Annotated in this window: 18 protein-coding genes; 10 read left to right on the forward strand and 8 right to left on the reverse strand. The window is 62.5% G+C overall.

Annotated elements, in window-relative coordinates:
• Window positions 1-48: 48 nt before the first annotated feature.
• From hisC to B0G77_RS36075, 5 genes are all read right to left on the reverse strand, one after another.
• Window positions 49-1,191, reverse strand: a complete 1,143-nt coding sequence (gene hisC, locus B0G77_RS36055) for a histidinol-phosphate transaminase (RefSeq protein ID WP_133666524.1) — start codon at window positions 1,189-1,191, stop codon at window positions 49-51.
• Window positions 1,188-2,051 carry an amino acid ABC transporter ATP-binding protein gene (locus B0G77_RS36060; RefSeq protein ID WP_133666525.1) on the reverse strand — a complete coding sequence of 288 codons (864 nt, stop codon included), beginning with the start codon at window positions 2,049-2,051 and terminating at the stop codon, window positions 1,188-1,190. The genes hisC and B0G77_RS36060 overlap by 4 nt, the downstream gene beginning before the upstream one ends.
• A gap of 15 nt (window positions 2,052-2,066) precedes the next feature.
• Window positions 2,067-2,729 (reverse strand): amino acid ABC transporter permease, encoded by a 663-nt coding sequence (locus B0G77_RS36065; protein ID WP_133666526.1) that lies wholly within the window; start codon window positions 2,727-2,729, stop codon window positions 2,067-2,069.
• 9 nt (window positions 2,730-2,738) lie between these two features.
• Window positions 2,739-3,386 (reverse strand): amino acid ABC transporter permease, encoded by a 648-nt coding sequence (locus B0G77_RS36070; protein ID WP_133666527.1) that lies wholly within the window; start codon window positions 3,384-3,386, stop codon window positions 2,739-2,741.
• A 94-nt stretch (window positions 3,387-3,480) separates the two neighbouring features.
• Window positions 3,481-4,308 (reverse strand): transporter substrate-binding domain-containing protein, encoded by an 828-nt coding sequence (locus B0G77_RS36075; protein WP_133666528.1) that lies wholly within the window; start codon window positions 4,306-4,308, stop codon window positions 3,481-3,483.
• Between the two features lie 423 nt (window positions 4,309-4,731).
• Between B0G77_RS36075 and B0G77_RS36080 the strand changes: the two genes are divergently transcribed.
• The 4 genes from B0G77_RS36080 to B0G77_RS36095 all read left to right on the forward strand — a co-directional run bounded on the left by B0G77_RS36080 (window position 4,732) and on the right by B0G77_RS36095 (window position 7,303).
• Window positions 4,732-5,016 carry a hypothetical protein gene (locus tag B0G77_RS36080; protein WP_133666529.1) on the forward strand — a complete coding sequence of 95 codons (285 nt, stop codon included), beginning with the start codon at window positions 4,732-4,734 and terminating at the stop codon, window positions 5,014-5,016.
• Between the two features lie 166 nt (window positions 5,017-5,182).
• Complete coding sequence (locus B0G77_RS36085; protein WP_133666530.1) at window positions 5,183-5,386, forward strand: hypothetical protein; 204 nt, start codon at window positions 5,183-5,185, stop codon at window positions 5,384-5,386.
• Window positions 5,387-5,466: 80 nt separating this feature from the next.
• Window positions 5,467-6,972, forward strand: coding sequence for a type I glutamate--ammonia ligase (gene glnA / locus B0G77_RS36090; protein WP_133666531.1), 1,506 nt, complete (start codon window positions 5,467-5,469; stop codon window positions 6,970-6,972).
• A gap of 91 nt (window positions 6,973-7,063) precedes the next feature.
• Window positions 7,064-7,303, forward strand: coding sequence for a hypothetical protein (locus tag B0G77_RS36095; protein ID WP_133666532.1), 240 nt, complete (start codon window positions 7,064-7,066; stop codon window positions 7,301-7,303).
• A 169-nt stretch (window positions 7,304-7,472) separates the two neighbouring features.
• Here the strand turns inward: B0G77_RS36095 and B0G77_RS36100 are convergent, their stop codons facing one another.
• The gene (locus B0G77_RS36100) at window positions 7,473-8,378 is read right to left on the reverse strand and encodes a dihydrodipicolinate synthase family protein (RefSeq protein WP_133666533.1); all 906 of its coding nucleotides are present in this window, start codon (window positions 8,376-8,378) and stop codon (window positions 7,473-7,475) included.
• Window positions 8,379-8,736: 358 nt separating this feature from the next.
• On the opposite strand from B0G77_RS36100, the gene B0G77_RS36105 reads away from it, so the two are divergent.
• The 6 genes from B0G77_RS36105 to B0G77_RS36130 all read left to right on the forward strand — a co-directional run bounded on the left by B0G77_RS36105 (window position 8,737) and on the right by B0G77_RS36130 (window position 13,611).
• A complete protein-coding gene (locus tag B0G77_RS36105; protein ID WP_133666534.1) occupies window positions 8,737-9,684 on the forward strand; it encodes a 4-hydroxyproline epimerase in 948 nt (315 codons plus the stop codon).
• Window positions 9,681-10,808 carry an FAD-dependent oxidoreductase gene (locus tag B0G77_RS36110; protein WP_133666535.1) on the forward strand — a complete coding sequence of 376 codons (1,128 nt, stop codon included), beginning with the start codon at window positions 9,681-9,683 and terminating at the stop codon, window positions 10,806-10,808. The genes B0G77_RS36105 and B0G77_RS36110 overlap by 4 nt, the downstream gene beginning before the upstream one ends.
• Window positions 10,801-11,067, forward strand: coding sequence for a 2Fe-2S iron-sulfur cluster-binding protein (locus B0G77_RS36115; RefSeq protein ID WP_133666536.1), 267 nt, complete (start codon window positions 10,801-10,803; stop codon window positions 11,065-11,067). Before B0G77_RS36110 ends, B0G77_RS36115 begins: the two co-directional genes overlap by 8 nt.
• Window positions 11,064-12,347, forward strand: a complete 1,284-nt coding sequence (locus tag B0G77_RS36120; protein ID WP_133666537.1) for an FAD-dependent oxidoreductase — start codon at window positions 11,064-11,066, stop codon at window positions 12,345-12,347. The genes B0G77_RS36115 and B0G77_RS36120 overlap by 4 nt, the downstream gene beginning before the upstream one ends.
• Before the next feature lie 149 nt (window positions 12,348-12,496).
• Complete coding sequence (locus B0G77_RS36125; RefSeq protein ID WP_133666538.1) at window positions 12,497-13,264, forward strand: AraC family transcriptional regulator; 768 nt, start codon at window positions 12,497-12,499, stop codon at window positions 13,262-13,264.
• 11 nt (window positions 13,265-13,275) lie between these two features.
• Window positions 13,276-13,611 carry a hypothetical protein gene (locus B0G77_RS36130; protein ID WP_133666539.1) on the forward strand — a complete coding sequence of 112 codons (336 nt, stop codon included), beginning with the start codon at window positions 13,276-13,278 and terminating at the stop codon, window positions 13,609-13,611.
• Window positions 13,612-13,694: 83 nt separating this feature from the next.
• Here the strand turns inward: B0G77_RS36130 and B0G77_RS36135 are convergent, their stop codons facing one another.
• Window positions 13,695-13,964 carry a hypothetical protein gene (locus tag B0G77_RS36135; RefSeq protein WP_133666540.1) on the reverse strand — a complete coding sequence of 90 codons (270 nt, stop codon included), beginning with the start codon at window positions 13,962-13,964 and terminating at the stop codon, window positions 13,695-13,697.
• 99 nt (window positions 13,965-14,063) lie between these two features.
• A complete protein-coding gene (locus tag B0G77_RS36140; protein WP_133666541.1) occupies window positions 14,064-14,393 on the reverse strand; it encodes a hypothetical protein in 330 nt (109 codons plus the stop codon).
• Window positions 14,394-14,596 lie beyond the last annotated feature (203 nt).

A 14,596-nucleotide genomic window follows, 5' to 3' on the forward strand; every position in this document is an offset into this window, starting at 1 on the left:
GGTGTGCGAGACCCTTCGCCGGGGATGACCTGGTCCGTTCAGCGGATTTCAATTTGTGTCCCTCGCTTCTGTACCCCGCGAGAGGCGGGTGAGCGCCGCAACAAAGCGGTCGTTGTCGTCGCTGCTGCCGATCGATACGCGGATGCAACTGGCGTAGCCCTGTTCACGCCACGGCTTGACGATGACGCCTTCGCGTAACAGGCGCTGCGACAGATCGACCGCATCTTCATGCGTGTCGAAAAAGAGGAAGTTCGCGCAGGATCGCGCGGGCGAATAGCCGAGGGCGACCAACGAAGCACGCATCGCCTCGCGTTCATGACTGACGTGCGCGACACTCTGCGCAACGTGCTCCACGTCGGACAATGCCGCGACGGCGGCGCACTGCGCGAAATGATTGATATTGAACGGCGTACGAACCCGGTTCATCAGATCGGCGAGTCGCGGGTCGGACGCGATGCCATATCCAATCCGCAAGCCGGCGAGACCATACGCTTTGGAAAAGGTCCGCAGCACCAGCCACGGCAAGCCGGACGCCGCCAGCAGCGCCAGACAGTCTGCGTAGCCGGGCGTGGCCGTCGCATACTCGTAGTACGCTTCGTCCCAGAGGACCAGCGTACCAGGCGACACACAGGACAACAGCCGCGTGATTTGCGCCCCGTCCATCGCACAGCCAACCGGATTGGAGGGGTTGCTCACGATCAGCATCCGGGTGCGTGGCGTGAGCGCGGAGCAGAGCGCGTCGATGTCGAATTCGAAGCCGCGCATGGGAACGGTCCTGACGGTGGCGCCGATGCTCTGCGGGCAGATGACGTGCAGGCCGAACGACGGCACGACGGTGACGACCTCGTCGCCGGGTGCGAGAAACGTGTGCGCTGCCACCGAGAGAAGATCTTCGGAGCCGTTGCCAAAAATGAGTTGTCCAGCACCGACAGAAACGTGTTCTGCAAGCGCTGCCCGCAACGCGCCGCAGGTCGGGTCCGGATAGACCCCCACGCCGTCGACGAGCGCCTGCGCCAGTGCCTCGGTCACGCGTGCGCTCGCGCCGTGCGGGTTTTCGTTGCTGGCGAGTTTGACGACGCGTGTTACACCGAACTGCTCGCGGACATGTCGCGCGGACAAACCCGCGTTATAGGCGGGCAATTGGCGCACTTCGGGGCGAAGCGCGCCAATCAGCGCATCGGTTGGGGTCATGCTGGCTCCGTGTCGTTGTTTCGCGTCCAGAACGCGTTGCGATCAAAGTAGTTTTGCAGGAACTGGCGCAGGCGTGGATTGGCTGCATCATGAAACACCTGTTGTGGCGATCCCTGCACGGCGATGCGTCCCTGATCGATGAACACCACCTTGTCGGCGACCTGGGCGGCGAATCCCATTTCATGGGTCACAACAACCATCGTCATGCCGTCGCGCGCGAGCTGCTTCATCACCTGCAACACCTCGCCGACCAGTTCGGGATCGAGCGCCGAGGTGGGCTCGTCGAACAGCATGATGTGCGGTTCCATCGCCAGCGCGCGTGCGATGGCGACGCGCTGCTGCTGGCCGCCCGAGAGCTTGGCCGGGTAAGCGTCGGCCTTGTGCGCGAGACCGACGGTCTCCAGCATCGCCATGCCGCGCCGTTTCGCATCGTCGTGCGACAGGCCGCGCACACGCTTCAGTGCTTCGATGACGTTGCCGAGCGCGCTCATGTGTGGCCACAGGTTGAACTGCTGGAACACCATGCCGACGTTGCGCCGCACCCGGTTGATCTCGCCCTGCGACGCCCGCATGCGGCGACCGTTGCGTTCGGTGTAGCCGAGCAGTTCGCCTTCGATCAGCACTTCGCCCCGGTCGTAGGTTTCGAGCGCCGCGACACAGCGCAGCAACGTGCTTTTCCCGGATCCGGACGGCCCGATGATGCAGACCACTTCGGATTTGTCGATTTCGAGGTCGACACCTCGTAACACTTCAACTTCACCGAACCGCTTGCCGAGCTTGCGCACCTCGATCAGAGGCTGACGCGCTGAAGCAGTGGCGTTCGGAGTGGAGGAGATAGGCATATCGGTAATCGCATTCATGGCTGGGGATTCCGGTCAGGCGCTAAAGCGGGCAAGACGTGTTTCTGCCCATGCGCCGGCGCGCGCCGTGAGTTCGACGAGGGCGAGATAGCAGACGCACAGCACGAGCAGTGTTTCCATAAAGGCGAACGTTGCCGAACCGATACCCGTCAGGACGAACGTGAGTTCCGGAACGGTGACGATCGACAGGACGGCGGTTTCCTTGCTCAACACGATCGTCAGATTCGTGAGTGCGGGCACGATCAGGACGAGCATCTGCGGAAGCTGGACCCGCCGTACCATATGCCAGCGCGTCAGTCCAAGGCATTGGGCCGCTTCGAGATGGCCGCGAGGGATCGAGCGGAACCCGGAGCGGAAGGCTTCAGCAAAATAGGCGCTTCCATAGAGACCCAGCCCGATGACGCCAGTTGTCATGGGTTCGAGCGTCAGGCCGAATGACGGACCGCCGTAGTAAAGCAGGAAGAGCTGGACGAGAAAGGGCGTGCTGCGGAAAAACTCGACATAGGCGCGCAGTACGCCACGGACCAGCGAACCGCTGAACAGTTGCAGGACGGCGATCAGGAAGCCGAGGACCATGCCGATCACCACGCCGGCCGTCCATGTGCCGATGGTATTGGCGAGACCGGACAGTATCGGCTGAAGGTTCTGCGTGATGACGGTGAGATCGAACTGTTTCATCGTGAGGCCTCATGCGTGGAGCCGGTGTTCGGCCAGATGGGCGAGCGCCGCGAGCGTGCCGTTGATCACGAAATAGATCAGGCCGGCGGCCAGATACGCTTCGAGCGGCCGATAGGTGCCGGCGGCAATGTTCTGCGCGGTGCGCGTGATTTCAGCAACACCGACTACCGAAATCAGCGACGATGCCTTGATCAGCAGCACCATCTCGTTGGCGAGCGATGGCAGGGTAAGCCGAAATGCCTGCGGCACCTGGATGCGCCGAAGCATGTCGAATGGCCGGATGCCGAGCATGCGTGCGGCCTCGATCTGTCCATGCGCAATGCCCAGAAAGCCGCCGCGCAGGATTTCCGCGATATATGCAGCGGAACAAAGCGACACCGCGCTAATGGCCGCGACAAGCGGCGGCACGTTGATGCCCACGAACGGCAGAAGGTAGTACACGAGCAGCAGTTGCACGAGCAGCGGCACGCCGCGGAAAAAGAACACGTACGCGCTTCCGGATGCGCGTAGGGTTCGACGGGCGGAGAGGCGCGCGGCGCAGACGGCGAGTGCCACAAAGAAACCGATCACGAGGCCGGTCAGCGAGATACCCACTGTCGCAGTTGCCGCCTGGAGCAACAGGGGGAATGCGTGCGCAAACACAGTCGGACTGAACATGGTCGAGAGCGTCGAAGAGAGGGGGGCGGTGAGGCAGACCGGACGTGTGGGCTATCGAGCCGCCGCATACGTCCGGTGAACAGTGCAGGCTCGCTCAATAGTTCGGTGCGGGCTGTGTGGTGGGGGTATCCATCGCCACGCCAAGCCACTTCTTCTGCAGGGCGGCGAGGCGTCCGTCGTTGTGCATTTTCACGAGCGCAGCGTCGAATGCGTCAAGAAGCGATTTGCTGTCTGCATCCTTACGCATGCAGTAGGCGTAATAGACCTTCGCTCCGAACGCTGGTTGCACGACGGTGAACGTGTCGGGACGCTCTTTCGCGACATAGGCGATATTGGTCACCGAGTTCGCGACGGCGACAATGCGACCCGCGGCGAGATCGGAGTAAGCCTGATTGAAGTCGACGTACTCGCGGATTTCCGGCGGCTTCGGCAGCGTGGCAGCCCAGCTTTTCAGCTGCTCGTACTGCGCGGTGCTCTTGCCCGCGCCGACCGTCTTGCCGGCGATATCCGACGCCTGCTTGACGGAGTTGTCGCCGGTGCGCTTGAGCAGGGCGTCGGTTGCATCAGCGATCGGGAGGGTATAGGCATAGCGGTCCATGCGCGCCTTCGTGACCGTCAACGGACCGCCGACCATATCGAATTTTTTTGCTTCCAGACCGGGAAGCACGCTCGGCCACGGCAGGTCGATGAAGCGCACCTTCACGCCGAGTTCCTTGCCGACTTCGGCAAACAGGTCCTTGTTGAACCCGGCTTGCTGGCCGTTATCGAGGAAGTCGAACGGCGCAAACTGCATCTCCGTGCCGACCACCAGCTCGCCGGCCTTCCTGACGTTCGCCAACTGGTCGTCCGCGTGGGCGCACAGGCTCGCCGCGCACAATGCCAGCGTTAATGCACCGCTCTTCCAGCCTGAAAACATGTTCATGCAATTCTCCTGGGAATAGAAAGACTCTGTGGGGTCGTACCGCCTGGTCCGGTCAGTGCGATGTGCAGTATATACCGCGATTTTTACCGAAAGGCCTGATTTGCTGGCATCGTTTACCCGTTATTGCAGGTTTATATATTGCGGTATATACCGCGTGCCAGATCGGACGGATCTTTTCCGGGAGAGCTTTCAAATCCATTTCGAATACTTCATTGACAGAACGGCCTTCGAACGTTGCTTCGCTCTGAAGGATGCGGCTAGCTCAAGACTACGTGTCGAGCCGCCACCTCCACGTCCGGGGCGGGCCTCGGTTTTCCAGACGGCGCCCAGGTTCTGTCGTGGCAGCAGGTCGTCACCGAGGCACTGGATGTCGTGTCACATGGCTTTGCTATACGGAAGAACCCACCCACGCAGGAGAGCAACTTGACGACGGCAACCCCCGCTTTGCGCGCTACAACCGCTGCGAGACATCCGCTAGAGCATCTTTTCGTGGACTTTGGGGAGCACTCGGCGGACAAGGCGCTCATCGCGCTGACAGACGCAGTGCGTGCCGGGCAGCGCGATATGAACGCATACGACTGGATTACACGGGTTCTCCCGGGCGCGACGCTTAAGCCAGCCCTGGCGTTCGGCACGGTCGGCGAGCTGTATCGGTCATATACCCGGCCTGCTGAGTTTGGCCGGTTGAAGTCAGTCTGGCGTGCGTGAAGATGAATCTAAGGCCATCCTCAGGAAAAGCCTGCAAACAACCCGCAGCACCCGGCGCCATTGCCTAAAATCAAGTTACGCGAAGAACGGCTCCGGCGACACGCGGGCATTTGCGTGTGCGGCGCCGCCAGCGTCTTAATCCCGACACACTTCCTGGGAGGTCACGATGAAAACAGACGACAGCGGCGACGTGCGCGCTTTCGTGCAAACCGCTGAGCAGGCTGGCGCCCATGTGTGGGTCATCACGCTGGTCGACTTCAGCGCCCAAAAGGTCAAGCGCTCGCTCGTTTCGGACGAGTCGTATACCACGCGCGCCGCTGCGCAGGATGCTGGCGAAGCCCATCTGAAAGCCCTCGCGGAAGACCGCTAGCTGCACTCAGGTATGCCGTTGTCGTTCGTGCACGTACGAGGGTTGGATCAAGCTCAAGGAGCCGGAAGAGGAGAGTGTCCATGGCCAGTACTCAAGGCGCTTCCGGATCGCCTTTCGCTGTATCCGTCGAAGCAGGCAGCTACGGCGTCACGCGACCGGCAAGTGCGAGCGATGTGATCGACCTGCTGCGGAAACACGCTATCCAGATCGTCGATCTGAAGTTCACCGATTTGCCCGGCCTGTGGCAGCACTTCTCGATCACGCTCCCTGAGGTCCACGAAGACCTGTTCAGCGCCGGGATCGGTTTTGACGGCTCGTCGATCCGAGGCTTTCAGGAGATCCACGAGTCCGACATGTTGCTGAGACCCGACCCGGCGACTGCTTTCGTCGATCCCGTTTGCGATACGCCGACCCTGTCGATCATCTGCGATGTGGTCGATCCGGTGCTGCAGCAACCGTATTCGCGTGATCCGCGCTTCGTTGCGAAAAAAGCCGAGAACTATCTGCGCCAGACGGGTATCGCGACGACCTGTTACGTCGGGCCCGAACTGGAATTTTTTATCTTCGACTCGATCCGCTTCGGGCAGGATCAGCACTGCGGCTACTACTACGTAGAGTCGGCCGAGGGCGACTGGAACACCGGTCGCGACGAGGGCGCGTATGGCGGCGGCAATCTCGGCTACAAGCAGCGCTATAAGGAGGGCTATTTCCCGGTGCCGCCACACGACACGCTCCAGGAGATCCGCTCGCAGATCGCGCTGACGTTGCAGCAGGCGGGGGTGCAGGTCGAAGTGCATCACCACGAGGTGGCGACCGCCGGCCAGAACGAGATCGACATGCGTTTCACTACGCTCACGCGCATGGCCGACAACGTGATGATCTACAAATACGTTTGCAAAAACGTCGCGCGCCGGCACGGGAAGGTTGCAACCTTTATGCCGAAGCCATTGTTTGCCGACAACGCGAGCGGCATGCACTGCCACCAGAGCCTGTGGAAAGACGGACTGAATCTCTTTTACGACGCAAATGGCTGGGCGCTGACTTCGGAATTGTGCCGCTGGTACATAGGCGGCCTGCTGCAACACGCACCCGCGTTGATGGCTTTCTGCGCACCGACGACGAATTCGTACAAGCGTCTGGTGCCGGGGTATGAGGCACCCGTCAATCTGGCGATGTCGCAGCGCAACCGTTCGGCCGCGGCACGCATCCCGATGTATTCGGACTCGCCGAACGCACGACGCGTCGAATTCCGCTGTCCGGACCCGTCGGCCAATGCTTACCTCGCCTTTGCCGCGATGCTGATGGCCGGCCTCGACGGCATTGAAAACAAAATCGATCCTGGCGACCCGCTCGACCGGAACATCTACGACCTCCCGCCCGAAGAAGCCAGCAATATACGGCAGGTGCCTGGCTCACTCGACGCGGCGCTCGCGGCGCTCGAAGCCGACAACGCGTTTCTGCGCAAAGGCGATGTATTCACCGACGACGTGATCGCGACATGGCTCGAATACAAGCGCAAACGCGAAATCGACAGCATCAAGCTGCGTCCGCATCCATGGGAGTTTTACCTGTACTTCGATACTTAGGCACGGGAGCCTGACATGACCACTGCCCGCAGACTTTATGTCGAGCAGCGTGGCTTGAACGAAGAGATCGGGAATGGCGAAGGAGAGTGCCATGACGGAATGTACTGTTTTTGAAGAGAGTGGCTACGTCGGACATTGCACGGTGTTTGAGTCATCGCCGGGGCAGTGGGAGGCATCCGTGCTGTTCGAGCTCAAGAGCGATCTCGCCAGGACATTCGTGCAGGTCATGAGGCACAAGATTCCCCAGAAATTCGCCAGTCGCGACGACGCCATGCAGACCGCCGTCACGTATGCCATTGAGCGTGCCAGGAATGGTGACGTCGGGCTGTAGGTTCGTCTGCTACGCCTCGCAGGGGATCGGAGACAGTGACCGGGCCAGCATCAGTGGGTGCTGTTGGAAAAGCACGAGGCCGCGCGAGTGGCCGTCCTGTTGAAATAGCGACAGGCAGCGGCCGCGCCGAAACGCGGTTGCTGCGCTGTCTGAGTCTCGCGCCTCTGACCTAGAGTTTGGGCGGCACCGGGCGCGTTTCGATCGAGCGGCGGATCAACGCTTCGACAGCCTTGCGCTCGTCGCCCGCGAGCGGCAGGCGTGGCGGACGCACGGGCTCAGTGCCGAGTCCGACGATCGCTTCAGCAAGCTTGATGTTCTGCACGAGCTTTGCCGATACATCCAATGCAAGCAACGGCGCAAACCATCGGTAGATTGCGCGCGCTTCTTCAATCCGTCCGGCTTTGAGCAACTTGTAGATCGCGACGGTTTCATGCGGAAACGCGCACACAAGTCCTGCTACCCAACCGTGCGCGCCCATCAGAATGGCTTCCATCGCGAGGTTATCGACACCGCACAGGATCGCGAAGCGGTCGCCCACGACATTGATCAGGTCAGTCACGCGCCGCACATCGCCGCACGACTCCTTGATCGCGACGATTTTCTTTTCGTCGGCGATTTCGGCGAACATCTCCGGTGTCATGTCGACGCCGTAAGCGAGCGGATTGTTGTAGATCATCAGCGGCAGCGCGCTGGCGTTAGCGACCATGCGGAAGTGATTCAGCGTCTCGCGTCGATCCGACAGGTAGCGCAGGCCCGGCAGCACCATATAGCCAGCCGCGCCGCGCTTCACGCCAGCCTCCGCCTGACGGCAGGCGTCGAGCGTGCTGTTTTCCGCAATCGTCAGCAGTACCGGCACACGGCCACGCGACGCGTCGACGGCGATGTCCAGCACGTCCAGCTTTTCATCGAGCGACAGCGTGGATGCTTCGCCGAGCGAGCCGCACACGATGATCCCGTCGACACCCGCATCGATCTGCGCCTCGATGTTCTTTTTCGTCCATGTGTGATCTATGCTGAAATCCGCGTTGAACTTGGTGGTGACTGCGGGCCAGACGCCTTCCCAGATATGCGCCACGATTGCTCTCCTGAGTGTGATGAATTGAACGCAGTTTAAGCAGGTATAAATCCCCCGTCTTGCGCGTTTAGCGCGTGCCGGATGACGATTTCGGCACAGCGGCCAGGCGCGAAAACGCCAGTAGGTATGCTGACGTGCCGTACTGAGTCAGATGTTGCCGGTGCGAAGCTGACAGATGGCGAGCAACGCGCATCGCGTCCCCAACATGGCAGGAATGCGTGCTGCCAGATGACGTTATCGACATAGTGGGAAAGGCATGCAAGGTTCGCGGTGTATTCAGATTGATTATGCTGAAATCGTCACAATCCGCGCGCAATGTCACCAAGACTCATATCAGCCGCGTTTCTAACATGGCGGCATGAAAACCCTGAACGTGATTGATTCGCACACCGGCGGTGAACCGACCCGTCTGGTCGTGTCGGGCGGCCCCGATCTCGGCAGCGGAACGCTAGCCGAACGGCTCGACGTATTCCGCACGCAATTCGACCACTGGCGCGCGGGTGTGGTCACCGAACCGCGTGGCTCCGACGTGGTGGTCGGCGCGCTGTTGTGCGAGCCGGACGATCCCGGGTGCGCGGCCGGCGTGATCTTCTTCAACAATGTCGGCTATCTCGGCATGTGCGGACACGGCACGATCGGGCTCGTCGTCTCGCTCGCACATATGGGACGCATCGGGCCGGGGCAGCACCGGATCGAAACGCCAGTCGGCATTGTCGAGGCGACGCTCAACCGCGACGGCAGCGTCTCTGTGCGTAACGTTCCCGCGTACCGGTTCCGCAAGGCGGTCGCGGTCGACGTGCCGGGCTACGGCACGCTGACGGGCGATATCGGCTGGGGCGGCAACTGGTTTTTTCTGGTCGCCGATCACGGCCGCACGCTCGTGCCGGCGAATATCGCGGAACTGACGACGTTCACGTCTGCGATCCGGGACGCGCTGAGCGCCCAGCACATCACGGGCGCCGACGCCGCGCTGATCGATCACATCGAACTCTTCGGGCCGCCGTCGCGGGAAGGCATCGACAGCCGCAGCTTCGTGCTGTGTCCTGGCAATGCCTATGATCGTTCGCCCTGCGGCACCGGCACGAGTGCGAAAATCGCCTGCCTCGCGGCCGACGGCAAGCTCGCGGAAGGTGCTGTGTGGCGCCAGGAAAGCATCATCGGCAGCGTGTTCGAGGCGAGCTATCGCTACAGCGGCGACGGCGCGACGGTGGTGCCCACTATCACTGGTCGCGCGCACATCATGTCCGAAGGACGGCTCTGTTTCGACGAGCGCGATCCGTTCGCGTGGGGTATCCGGACGGTATGACAGCGGATGCAGTGATCGTCGGGGCCGGTATTGTCGGCGCGGCATGTGCGGCCGAACTCGCGGCGCGCGGCATGCGGGTACAGGTGATCGACGCGCACGGCATCGGCGGCGGCGCGACGGCGGCAGGAATGGGCCATATCGTCGTGATGAACGATTCGCCGGCCGAATTCGCGTTGAGCCGGTACTCGCGTGATCTGTGGCATGAGATTGGGCCGCAGTTGCGCGGGTGCGACGCGTTCGCGCGCTGCGGCACGCTGTGGGTCGCCACTGACGATGAGGAATGCGAGGCCGCTCGCGCCATGCACGACGCGTTTGCGGCGCAGGGCGTGGCAGCGCAAATGCTGGATGCTGCGGCGTTGCGTGCCCGCGAACCCGCACTCGCGCCGTCCATGGCGGGTGGTCTCCTGATCGAGCAAGACAGCATCGTCTATGCGCCGACCGCGGCTGAATGGTTGCTCGCGCAATCACCTCACGCAGCCCGCATCCGCGTGCGACTGAATACCGAAGTAGCCAGGGTGGACGCGCAGCACGTGACGCTATCGAGCGGCGAGCATGTGAGCGCGGCACACGTGATCGTGGCGAACGGTCTTGGCGCGCATCGGCTGGTGCCGTCTATTCCGTTGCAGCCTAAAAAAGGGCATCTGCTCATCACTGACCGTTACCCCGGCTTCATCCGCCACCAGCTTCTGGAACTGGGTTACATCAAGAGCGCCCATCACGCGACAGGAACGTCGGTCGCATTCAATGCGCAGCCACGGCCAACCGGGCAGTTGCTAATCGGTTCATCGCGTCAGTTTGATACGACGGATCCTGCCGTCGAAATGCCCGTGCTCGCCCAGATGTTGCAGCGTGCGGCCCGCTACCTGCCCGCGCTGACGAGGCTGAACGGCATCCGCGCATGGACCGGTTTTCGGGCGGCATCGCCGGACGGTTTGCCTTTGATCGGACCGGCGGGCGATGCCGCGCAGGGCATCTGGCTTGCGGTCGGCCACGAAGGTCTTGGCGTGACCACATCGCTGGCGACGGCGAAGCTGCTCGCCGCGCAGATCACGCGGACCGCCGCCGCGATTCCGGTAGCCCCCTTTCTGCCGGCTCGCTTTGCGCAGGGAGCCTGTCATGTCTAGCGCCAACGCCGGTCTGGTCCGTGTGACGATCGATGGCGACTTCAGGGAAGTCGCAGCGGGAGTCACGGTCGCTGCGGCTCTTGCAACTAGCGGCGTGCGCATCACGCGCACGTCGGTGAGCGGCCAGTCGCGCGGGCCGCTGTGTGGCATGGGCGTCTGCCAGGAATGCCGTGTCACGGTCGACGGGCGCGCCCACGTTCTCGCGTGCCAGGCCCTCAGCCGGGACGGGCAGATCATTGAAACGACGGGATCCCTATGACCCGGCGCTTCGATATCGCGATCGCGGGTGCCGGTCCGGCGGGACTGAGCGCGGCATGGGTGGCCGCGAAGCAGGGCGCGCGCGTGGCCGTACTCGATGACAATCCGCTCGCAGGCGGTCAGGTTTGGCGTCAAGGGCCGGCCCATCCACCGAAGGCGCAGTTGTCCGCGCTGCTGACCCGTCTGCACGAACATCCCAACGTCACGCTGCTGACTTCGACACGCGTCATCGCCCCGCTGCCTGAACACGGCCTGCTGGTCGAATCGGTGGAGCACGGTGGGTTTAGCCTGAGCTACGGCCGCCTGATTCTGGCGACGGGCGCTCGCGAGCGCCTGTTACCGTTTACGGGCTGGACTTTGCCCGGTGTCACCGGCGCGGGCGGTCTGCAGGCTCTGATCAAAAGCGGTGTTCCGGTGCGCGGTGAACGGATCGTGATCGCGGGCAGCGGGCCGTTGCTGATCGCATCGCTTGCGACTGCGCGCGAGGCCGGTGCGCGGGTGCTTGCCGTGGTCGAGCAGGCGCCAGCGTCAGCGGTGGCGCGCTTCGGGGCATCGCTCGTTGCGACGCCGTCGAAGTTGCTGCAGGCCGCACAACTCACGCGGGGCTTTGCAGGCCTGCGATACTGGACTGGCAGCGCGGTGCATGAAGTGCGCGGCGACGGTCGCGTTGAAGAGGTGGTCATCCGCAGAGGGGCGCGTGACGTGACGCTGGCCTGCGATCGCGTCGCGTGCGGTTACGGCCTCGTGCCGAATGTGACGCTCGCGCAGGCGCTGGGATGCACGCTCGACGATGCCGGCGCGATTGCCGTGGACGACGCGCTTTGCACATCGGTCGACGGCGTGCTGGCGGCTGGCGAATGCACGGGCATCGGCGGAATGGAACTGGCGCGTGTCGAGGGGGAAATCGCCGGACTCGTGGCAAGCGGCGCACCGCACCAGGCGACATCGTTGCGCGCGCAACGCATGCGCTGGCGGCGCTTCGCGGCGCGCCTGGAAGACAGTTTCCCGGTGACGCGGGCCGCATTTGCGATGCCGTCCGACGAAACCCTGCTATGCCGTTGCGAAGACGTAACGGTCGGCGACGTCCGCGTCTATCCGACGTGGCGCGACGCCAAACTGCACACGCGATGCGGCATGGGGGCGTGTCAGGGTCGTATCTGCGGCACGGCAGCGCATACATACTTCGGCTGGGATGTGGCGCAGGCGCGTCCGCCGTTTAGTCCAGCACAGATTGGCACGCTGATGGCTGCCTGCCTGGACGACGGTGCATGCGCTGGCTGAGCGCATCGGTCGGGTGAGGGGAAGGGTGCGGACACCCGGACCCCCGTAGGGGATCTCAGCGGCTTATCCGGATTCTTTTCGCTTGCTGGGCGGCCCTATAATCGACTGCACAAGACGACCGCTTCGCAACCGACACCTGGACACGCACAATGAATACGCTGGCTTACCCGCTCGATCCGGGCGCCGCCACGCTGACCGGCATGCTTTCGCATTTCACGCTGCTGGAACCGGTCTTCGATGCGATGCCTGACGTCGTCTTCTTCATCAAGGATACGCAGGCGCGCTACGTGCTCGTGAACCGGACGTTGGCCTCGCGCTGCGGCTACAAGGACAAAGAGGCGCTGCTCGGCAAAACTGCCGAAGACGTGTTTCCGCGCCGCTTCGGACGCGTCTACACCGCGCAGGACAAAGCGATCGTCAGCGTCGGGAACCAGCTGGTCGATCAACTGGAGCTGCATCTGTATCCCGGCCGCCAGCCGGGCTGGTGCCTGACCAACAAGCAGCCGCTGCGCGACCCGGAAGGTCATATCGTCGGGCTCGCCGGCATTTCCCGCGACCTGAAAGCTGATGAGGGCGGCCATCCCGCATACAGCCGGCTCGCGACCGTGGTCCAGTACATCCAGGACAACTACGTTCAGCCGCTTAACCTGAAGCATCTCGCCGCAATGGCGGACATGTCGGTGGCGCAGCTTGAGCGGTATTTTCACAAGGTGTTTCATCTGACGCCGCGCCAGGTTCTGCTTAAAACGCGGCTCGACGCGGCCACTGCGCTGCTCGTTTCGCACGACAAGGTCACCGACGTCGCCGCGTTATGTGGCTACACCGATCACAGCGCGTTCACGCGGCAGTTCAAGGCGACCGTCGGCATAACGCCGACCGAGTACCGGATGCTGCTGCACGGCACCGCGCGCGGCTGAAGCGGCGGCACATGGCACGTCGCCAGAAGACTTACCACTACTACGTCTATGTCGTCGAACTTGACGATACGGTGTGGAACGAGCCGCGCTTTCGCGGTGCCAACCCGGATTACCGTTTCGACAAGCCGTGCGTGTACGTAGGGATGACAGGACTCGACCCCGACGTGCGCTTCGACCGGCACAAGGCGGGCATTCAGGCGAACCGGTTCGTACGCGACTACGGATTGCGTCTCTTGCCGGCGTTGTATGAAGTCTTCAATCCGATGCCATATGACGGCGCGGCGGACATGGAAGTGGAACTGGGAATCGGACTGCGTGAGGCAGGATATGCAGTCTGGCAGGCTTGACGGGGCAAACCGGAGTGGCAAACGGAGGCGGCGCACGAAGCGAGTGGGGACGTCGCCTCACCGCTTCAGAGTCAGTATCTGCATCACTTCACGCCGAGTCCGCGAAGGATCGCGTTGCCTTCAGACGTCAGGCGGATTCGCGGAGCGCCGGCATCCGACGAAACGCTTTCAACCAGCCCGGCCTTCTGAAGTATCGGAATTTCGGGCTTTGCCATCGCGTCGACAGGTGCGTGAAGCAAGAGCAGCAGCGTCGCCAGTTCGTGATGGCTCAACAGGCGGCGCAGGATTGTCGGCCGCTTCGCGGAAGCCGGGACTACGTTCGTGTTCGTGTTCTGCGAGTTCGGCTCATCCATGGGCGCACCTCGTTGTGCATTGTGGTCCGGACGATCATACGGATGAAGTCTTAAAGAATGATTAAGACTTGTCCTATGCGACCGGAAATAATTGCCGGCTCAGGGCGCGCAGATTTTGCTGGCGCCTTCGATCCACAGGTTCGATGCATGGCGTTTCCCCGTGTAGAAGCGGTACTGCGTCGCGCCGTTGTCGCTGCGGACCTTGACGATGTTCGAATCACCGAAGTCGAGCATCGAGCCCTGCGGGATGGCGGTGGTCTTGAAGCTGGCGTCGTGTTTGGCGGCTTCCTGCGTCATGCATTCGACGACATCGTTGACCGAGCGCTGGGTGGGGTGATCGGAGACCGGTTCGCCCGCGTCCGGATTCTGGAACTGCGCGCAAGCGGCAAGAAGGAACGGAATCGACAGCGTTGCAGCAAATTTCTTCATGACTCTCCTGGCATGTCGAATCCACGCGGGCTGTGCTCGCGACGCCAGGATGGCGCCAGAATAATGCCGCTATCGGCGAGAACACAGACAGGCGCGGTAGTGCGGACCAATCTTCATTATATCGGGTCCGGTATTTCCGGCCGGGGAGGCGGCCTGCCCGGGGCTTGTCTGTGTCGGGATGATGGCCTGATTCTGGCCGTATT

This window comes from Paraburkholderia sp. BL10I2N1, assembly GCF_004361815.1.
Classification (GTDB): Bacteria; Pseudomonadota; Gammaproteobacteria; order Burkholderiales; family Burkholderiaceae; genus Paraburkholderia.

Coding starts and splice junctions, on each gene's coding strand:
- hisC (WP_133666524.1), bottom strand. CDS start 1,191: ATGACCCCAACCGATGCGCTGATTGGCGCGCTTCGCCCCGAAGTGCGC.
- B0G77_RS36060 (WP_133666525.1), bottom strand. CDS start 2,051: ATGAATGCGATTACCGATATGCCTATCTCCTCCACTCCGAACGCCACT.
- B0G77_RS36065 (WP_133666526.1), bottom strand. CDS start 2,729: ATGAAACAGTTCGATCTCACCGTCATCACGCAGAACCTTCAGCCGATA.
- B0G77_RS36070 (WP_133666527.1), bottom strand. CDS start 3,386: ATGTTCAGTCCGACTGTGTTTGCGCACGCATTCCCCCTGTTGCTCCAG.
- B0G77_RS36075 (WP_133666528.1), bottom strand. CDS start 4,308: ATGAACATGTTTTCAGGCTGGAAGAGCGGTGCATTAACGCTGGCATTG.
- B0G77_RS36085 (WP_133666530.1), top strand. CDS start 5,183: ATGAAAACAGACGACAGCGGCGACGTGCGCGCTTTCGTGCAAACCGCT.
- glnA (WP_133666531.1), top strand. CDS start 5,467: ATGGCCAGTACTCAAGGCGCTTCCGGATCGCCTTTCGCTGTATCCGTC.
- B0G77_RS36095 (WP_133666532.1), top strand. CDS start 7,064: ATGACGGAATGTACTGTTTTTGAAGAGAGTGGCTACGTCGGACATTGC.
- B0G77_RS36105 (WP_133666534.1), top strand. CDS start 8,737: ATGAAAACCCTGAACGTGATTGATTCGCACACCGGCGGTGAACCGACC.
- B0G77_RS36110 (WP_133666535.1), top strand. CDS start 9,681: ATGACAGCGGATGCAGTGATCGTCGGGGCCGGTATTGTCGGCGCGGCA.
- B0G77_RS36115 (WP_133666536.1), top strand. CDS start 10,801: ATGTCTAGCGCCAACGCCGGTCTGGTCCGTGTGACGATCGATGGCGAC.
- B0G77_RS36120 (WP_133666537.1), top strand. CDS start 11,064: ATGACCCGGCGCTTCGATATCGCGATCGCGGGTGCCGGTCCGGCGGGA.
- B0G77_RS36125 (WP_133666538.1), top strand. CDS start 12,497: ATGAATACGCTGGCTTACCCGCTCGATCCGGGCGCCGCCACGCTGACC.
- B0G77_RS36130 (WP_133666539.1), top strand. CDS start 13,276: ATGGCACGTCGCCAGAAGACTTACCACTACTACGTCTATGTCGTCGAA.
- B0G77_RS36135 (WP_133666540.1), bottom strand. CDS start 13,964: ATGGATGAGCCGAACTCGCAGAACACGAACACGAACGTAGTCCCGGCT.
- B0G77_RS36140 (WP_133666541.1), bottom strand. CDS start 14,393: ATGAAGAAATTTGCTGCAACGCTGTCGATTCCGTTCCTTCTTGCCGCT.